At 68.7% G+C, this 6,335-nt stretch carries 5 protein-coding genes; all 5 read left to right on the top strand.

All coding sequences use genetic code 11. From position 1 onward, the window contains the following. The first annotated feature begins 502 nt into the window (after positions 1–502). The 5 genes from GXY47_01090 to rpoZ all read left to right on the top strand — a co-directional run bounded on the left by GXY47_01090 (position 503) and on the right by rpoZ (position 6,325). Entirely contained in the window at positions 503–2,674 is a 2,172-nt protein-coding gene (locus GXY47_01090) for a hypothetical protein (GenBank protein ID NLV29721.1), read from the top strand. Positions 2,675–2,754: 80 nt separating this feature from the next. After that, positions 2,755–4,548, top strand: coding sequence for an ABC transporter ATP-binding protein (locus GXY47_01085; GenBank protein ID NLV29720.1), 1,794 nt, complete (start codon positions 2,755–2,757; stop codon positions 4,546–4,548). 77 nt (positions 4,549–4,625) lie between these two features. Then, complete coding sequence (locus GXY47_01080; protein NLV29719.1) at positions 4,626–5,501, top strand: YicC family protein; 876 nt, start codon at positions 4,626–4,628, stop codon at positions 5,499–5,501. A gap of 4 nt (positions 5,502–5,505) precedes the next feature. After that, entirely contained in the window at positions 5,506–6,138 is a 633-nt protein-coding gene (gene gmk, locus GXY47_01075) for a guanylate kinase (protein ID NLV29718.1), read from the top strand. Then, complete coding sequence (rpoZ, locus tag GXY47_01070) at positions 6,122–6,325, top strand: DNA-directed RNA polymerase subunit omega (protein NLV29717.1); 204 nt, start codon at positions 6,122–6,124, stop codon at positions 6,323–6,325. The genes gmk and rpoZ overlap by 17 nt, the downstream gene beginning before the upstream one ends. The last annotated feature ends 10 nt before the right edge of the window (positions 6,326–6,335 follow it).

The following is a 6,335-nucleotide window of genomic DNA, read 5'->3' as shown; positions in this document are numbered from 1 at the left end:
CGCGAATATCAGAGTGATCAACCGTCGCAAAAGCAGTCTCGACTGCCGCCTGCTCTGCTTCACCGGAAAGGCAAAAGCTCTATAGGGTTTAATGCCCATTACTTGACAGGTCGTTCCATATCAGGAGCCTGTCCGAGAATAGAGATATGCCGCGTTCCGAGCGCCGCGTGGGCAGATGCAAGGCGGAGCGACGCAGGCGATGCGGTGGCATCGTCGAGGAGCGCCAACACAGCAGACGCCCACGCGCCGCCGGAACCCATAGGGCGCATGGGGGTTGCGCGCCGATATCTGCGTTGCTCGTCGTCAACGATGGCACCGCATCGCCTCCTCCTCGCGCCTTGATCTCGGCGCGCAAGACCCATGCGCGCGGCGCACCCCTATTCTCGGACAGGCTCCTAAGGGGGCGTCCGCCCGGGAGCCCCGTTTTGCTGATCCTTCTGCGGGGAGGGTGCATCTGATAAGGTGTGAAGAGAGACCAATGATTTTAGGGAGGGTAGCCACCATGGTACGCCGCCTCTGTTTCGCACTCCTGACCGCACTCCTTCTGACCGCGGCCCCGGTTTTCTCCGACGACGACGCCTACCTGCGCCTGTCGCGGATCTCCTACCTCGAGGGGGACGTGAGCATCCAGCGTCTGCCCGACGTCGACTGGTCCGCCGCCAGCATCAACATGCCGCTCGAACCGGGCGACCGGATCTACACCGGGCGCAACGGGAGGCTCGAGATCGAGTTCGACGACGATTCCGTGCTGCGCCTGGCCGAGAACACCGACATCGAGATCCTCTCCCTCGACGAGAGGATCGTCCAGGTGCGGATGCTCCTGGGCCTGGCGACCCTGACGGTCGCCTCCGGCGTCGATTTCGAAATCAACACCCCCGCGGCCGCCTTCAACGCGGTGAGCAAGGGGAGCTACCGGTTCGAGGTGAACGAGGACGGGGACACCGACGCCATCGTGCGCAAGGGGAGGATCGAGGCGGCCAACAACGCCTTCGCCCGCGCGGTCGAATCGGGCACCCGGCTGCGCGTGCGGGCCGGCGGCGAGGCCCTCTACTCCGTGGCGCGGTACGAGGAACGGGACGCCTGGGACGAGTGGAACGACCGGCGCACCGTGGACCGCAGGGCCTACGCCAGCCGCCGCTACCTCCCCTCGACCGTCTACATCGGCGCGGCCGACCTCGACCGCTACGGGCGGTGGGTGAACGTGTCGAGCTACGGCTGGGCCTGGGTCCCCTACAGCGTCGACGTGCACTGGTCCCCCTACTCGGTGGGGCGCTGGTGCTATCGCCCGCGCTTCGGCTGGACCTGGGTCTCCTACGAGCCCTGGGGCTGGCTGCCGTACCACTACGGGCGCTGGCACCAGAGTTCGAGCTTCGGGTGGGTCTGGCTCCCCGGGCCCTCCTTCAGCTTCAATTTCTGGTCGCCGGGCCTGGTGGCGTTCTACAGCGGGCCGACCTGGGTTTCCTGGCTGCCCCTGGGTCCCCGGGACTACTATAACGTCAAGCACTATCACTACAACCGCGGCATCTACAGCCACCAGCTCGCGCAGCTGCGGGGGCTCCACACCCGGGCGCCCGGGGACCATTTCAACCGCAGCGCGCGCGGGGCCGTCCGCACCGTTCATGTCGACCAGTTCCGAAACGGGAGCTTCCACGAGCGGAGCGCCAGCACCCGCTGGGGCAACATCGACCGCCCGTGGCAGGAAGGGACGCTGAGGGACGGGATCGACGTGCGCCCGACGCGCGCCAGCTACCGCCCGGCCCCGGAGCGGGAGTTCGCGCGTCCCGAAAACCGCCGGGAACGCGCGGTGGTCGTGCGCAACGAGCCGCGGCGTGACGCGCGCGACGGCGCCGACCGGGAGCGCTTCAGGCCGATCACGCGCCCGGAATTCAGGGACAGAATCGACGAGGCGCGCGGCCGGACCGCGCCCGCTCCACGCGACGGCGGCGACCGTTCCGCCCGTGACGGCTCGGTGCGCGGCGGCGCCCCCGGCAACGCCGCGAGGCCGGAACGGGGGGACGACCGCCCGGCGGCGCAGAGCGCAGACCGGGAACCGGGCGGCGCGGCGGGGCGTGAAGAGAGCGGCCGATGGCGTACGGAGCGGCAGCCCCCCGATCGCAGCGCACAGCGCGAAGCGGAAGCCAGGCGCGAAACGCCGAGGGATGGGGGGCGGGAGTTCGACTCCGTCAGCCCCCGCAGCGCGGAGCGCGATGAGGCCCGCAAAGCGGCGCGGGCGGAGAGGCCCGAGGCGAGGCCGACGGCGGTCCCCGCCGACCGCGCGGCGCCCGAACCCCGGTCCGAGCGGAATACGTCCCGTTGGCGCGCTGAAAGCGGTGCCCCGGCGGCCGCCTCCCCGAGGGTGGAAAGTCCTGCTGCGAGGCCGCAGGCCGTCCCGCGCACGGCCGAGCCGCGGACGATCGCGCCCCGCGATTCGGGGAGTTCGGGCCAGGCGCGGAGGATCGAAAGGCCGGTCGCCCCGAGCCGTTCCTTTTCGGGGGGGAGCCCGGCGAGGAGCGCCGGGAGTTCGGTTCGGAGCGGCGGGAGTCCGGCGCGGAGCGGCGGGGGGAGCGGCCGGAGCCTATCCGGGGGGAGCGGCCCGGGCCGGAGCGGTTCTTCGGGGGGTTCGGGTTCTTCGGGGGGATCGGGCCGGAGCGGGTCCGGCGGACGCCGGAGGTAGCGGCTTCGTCCCGCCGGGGGGCGGTACAGGGAGCAATGGTTGACCCCCGGAGCAATCTCGGCTAGTCTCTAGCTTCCTGTATGAAGACATCACACCGGCTTTTCCAGTTTGTCAGGCCCCACCTGGGCGTGCTCGCGCTCTCCTTCGTGCTGCTGGCGTTGACGAGCCTGTTCGAGGTGCTGACCACGGCCCTCGTCATCCCCCTTTTCGACGACGTGCTCGCCGCCGGCCCGGCGTCCGGGACGCCCACCCACTCGCTCGTGCTCTTCCTCGACCGCGCCCTCGGCCTCCTCCCGGGGAGCATGGTGACCCGGCTGGCGCTGGCGCTGCTCCTGCTGACCTTCGCCAAGGGGGTCTGCCTCTACTATTCCAACTACAACATGGGCTACGTGGGCCAGAGCGTGCTGACCGACCTGCGCGTCCGGCTCTTTTCCCACGTGATCGGCCAGTCGATGGAGTTCTTCGCGGGGCACTCCACGGGGAAGCTGATGTCGCGGATGTCGAGCGACGTGGAGCAGCTGCAGGAGGCGGTGTCGAGCACGCTCGGGGAGCTGCTGCGCGAGGTGGTGCTGCTGGCGGCGCTGGTCGGCTTCATTTTCTACCTCGACTGGAAACTGGCGCTGATCGCCCTGCTGATCGCGCCGCTGGCCGGGCTGCTGACCATGACCATGGGGAAGCGCATCCGCTCGGTCAGCGCGCGGGGACGGGAAAGCGCCGCGGTGCTGAGCGACCAGCTCCAGCAGTCGATCACGGGGATGCGCGTCATCAAGGCCTTCGGGATGGAGGCGCACGAGGAGAAGGGGTTCGTCGCCCGGTCGGCCGAGCTCTTCCGCAGCAATATGAAGGCGGCCTCGATCCTGTTCCTGAACTCGCCCCTGATGGAGTTCCTGGGGGTGGTCGCCTTCATCCCGCTGCTCTATTACGCGCACGCGCGCATCGCCGACGGGACGCTGTCGCTCGGGCTGTTCGGGGGGTCGCTTTTTTCCCTCTTCCGGATGTACGACCCGATCCGCAAGCTGAGCCGCATCCACGTGCAGCTGCAGCGTGCCCTGGCCTCCGGCCACCGGATCGTGGAACTGCTCGACGCGCGCCTGGAGATCCCCGACGACCCCGGCGCCCGCGCGCTCGAAGGGGCCCCCGGCTCGGTGGAGTTCCGCGGCGTCTGTTTTCATTACGCGGACGGGGCCGGCGAAACGAGGGTGCTCGACGACATCAACCTCCGGGTCGGGCGCAACCAGGTCGTCGCCCTGGTCGGCTCGAGCGGGTCGGGAAAGACCAGCCTGGTGAACCTCATCCCCCGATTCTACGATCCGACCGAAGGGGCCGTCCTCATCGACGGCGTCGATATCCGCCGGTACACCCAGGCTTCGCTCCGGCGGGCGATCGCCATGGTGACCCAGGAGACGTTCCTGTTCAACGACACGGTGCTCCACAACATCGCCTACGGCGACATCGGGGCGACCGAGGAGAGGGTGCGCGCGGCGGCGCGGGCGGCGCTGGCCGACGTTTTCATCTCGCGCCTTCCCGAGGGGTACCGGACCGTCATCGGGGAGCGCGGGCAGCGCCTCTCGGGGGGGGAGCGGCAGCGGATCTCGATCGCACGCGCCATACTGCGCAACGCCCCGATCCTGATCCTGGACGAGGCGACCTCGGCGCTCGATAGCGAATCGGAAAAGCTCGTGCAGGAGGCGCTCGCGAACCTGATGCGGGACCGGACGACGTTCGTGATCGCCCACCGGCTGTCGACCATCCGCCGCGCCGACAGGATCCTGGTGCTCGAGCGGGGGCGGATCGTGGAAGCGGGAACGCACGACGAACTGGTGGACAGGGACGGCGCCTACCGCCGCTTCTTCCGGCTCCAGGCGCACGAATAGAGGGTCGCGCGCCCCTTGACCAAGGCGCCGGATCACGCTAAACTGTTAGTTTTTATAAAGATGAGGAAGGAAAGCGCATGATCCTCAGCATGACCGGATACGGCACCGGGTCGGCCCGGGAGGGCGACACGACGGTCTCGGTCGAGATCAAGACCGTCAACCACCGGTTCCTCGACCTGCACGTGCGCCTCCCGCGCGAGTGCCAGTTCCTGGAGTCGGACATCCAGCAGGCGGTGCGGGCCCGCATCGGCCGCGGCCGGGTGGACGTCGGCGTGACGGTGCAGAATTCGGCCGCGGGCGGGTTTCGCATCCGCGCGGAGGTGGTGCGCCGTTACCTGGACGCCGTCGACCGGCTCCGGGCGGAGTTTCGGCTCGAGGGGGCGCTCGACATGCGCTCGCTCCTGACCCTGCCGGGGGTGCTCGAAACGGACGACGGCGGCGGCGCGGAGCCGGGGCCGCTGACGGACCTCGCCGGCCGGAGCCTCGCGGAGGCGCTCGATCATGTACTGGAGATGCGGCGCCGGGAAGGGGAAGCGCTCAGGGGCGACATGCTCCGCAACCTCGGGAGCATCGAGGGGGCCACCGAGCGGATCGGCCGGCTCAGCCGGGACGACGCCGCCGGGCATCTGAAAACACTCGAGGAACGGATCGCCAGGCTCCTTCCCCAGGGGGGGATCGATCCGCAGCGGCTGGCCCAGGAAGCGGCCCTGATCGCCGACCGGGTCGACATCGGGGAAGAAGTCGCGCGCCTGCACAGCCACATCGTGCAGTACCGGCAGCTCGTCGAGGCGGAGGAAAAGCCCGGGAAGAAGCTCGATTTCCTGCTGCAGGAAATGCAGCGCGAAGCGAACACCATCCTGTCGAAGTCGGGGAACCTGGAGGTGACCGGGCTGGGGATCGCCATCAAGACGGATGTCGAAAAGCTGCGCGAGCAGGTCCAGAACGTGGAATGAAGCCATGAAGAGAGGGAGCCTGATCATCGTGTCCGGCCCGTCGGGCGCGGGGAAGAGTGCGCTGGTGGGGCACGCGCTCGCGGCGATTCCAAACCTGGAGTTCTCGGTGTCCTACACGACCCGGGCCCCGCGCGGCAGCGAGCGGGACGGGGTCGAATATGTCTTCGTCGACCGGACCGAGTTCGAGGCGCGGATCGCCGCCGGCGACCTGCTCGAATGGGCCGAGGTCCACGGCAACTATTACGGGACTTCGCGACGGTTCGTCGACGGGCGGCTCGAGCGGGGGAGCGACGTCATCCTGGACATCGACGTGCAGGGGGCGGGCATCATCCGCAGGGAACGGCCCGAGGCGGTGGGGATTTTCGTCATGCCCCCTTCCTTCGGGGTGCTGCGCGAGCGGCTGACGCGCCGGAGCCTGGACGACGCCGACGTCATCCGGATGCGGCTCGAGCGGGCCTGCGGCGAGATCAGCCGCTACCACGAGTACGATTACCTGATCGTCAACGACGGCCTGGAGGCGGCCGTGCGGGACCTCGAGGCGATCATCCTGAGCACCCGCCGCCGGATGTCGGTCATGGCCGGCCCGGCGCGATCGATAATGCAAACCTTTGGAGGAACACATGCAGAAGATCCCTGAACGCATCGGATCGAAATACCGTTTCATCATCCTGGCGGCGGAAAGGGCGAAGCAGCTGCAGAACAACGCCAAGCCCAAGATCAAGACGCGGTCGACCAAACCCGCCCACATCGCGATGAGGGAGCTGGAAGAGGATCTCCTCAGCTACGAGGTCACCGAGCCCGTCGAACCGCCGGTGCAGATCTGAAAGGCGGGAA

This window comes from Acidobacteriota bacterium (assembly GCA_012729555.1).
GTDB lineage: Bacteria > Acidobacteriota > UBA6911 > UBA6911 > UBA6911 > UBA6911.
Note: the sequence above shows the minus strand (reverse complement) of the source record. Positions and strands in the feature narration are given on the sequence as shown.

Excerpts from the sequence above, each read along its gene's own strand:
- GXY47_01085 (NLV29720.1), top strand. The coding sequence starts at position 2,755 with ATGAAGACATCACACCGGCTTTTCCAGTTTGTCAGGCCCCACCTGGGC.
- GXY47_01080 (NLV29719.1), top strand. The coding sequence starts at position 4,626 with ATGATCCTCAGCATGACCGGATACGGCACCGGGTCGGCCCGGGAGGGC.
- GXY47_01090 (NLV29721.1), top strand. The coding sequence starts at position 503 with ATGGTACGCCGCCTCTGTTTCGCACTCCTGACCGCACTCCTTCTGACC.
- gmk (NLV29718.1), top strand. The coding sequence starts at position 5,506 with ATGAAGAGAGGGAGCCTGATCATCGTGTCCGGCCCGTCGGGCGCGGGG.
- rpoZ (NLV29717.1), top strand. The coding sequence starts at position 6,122 with ATGCAGAAGATCCCTGAACGCATCGGATCGAAATACCGTTTCATCATC.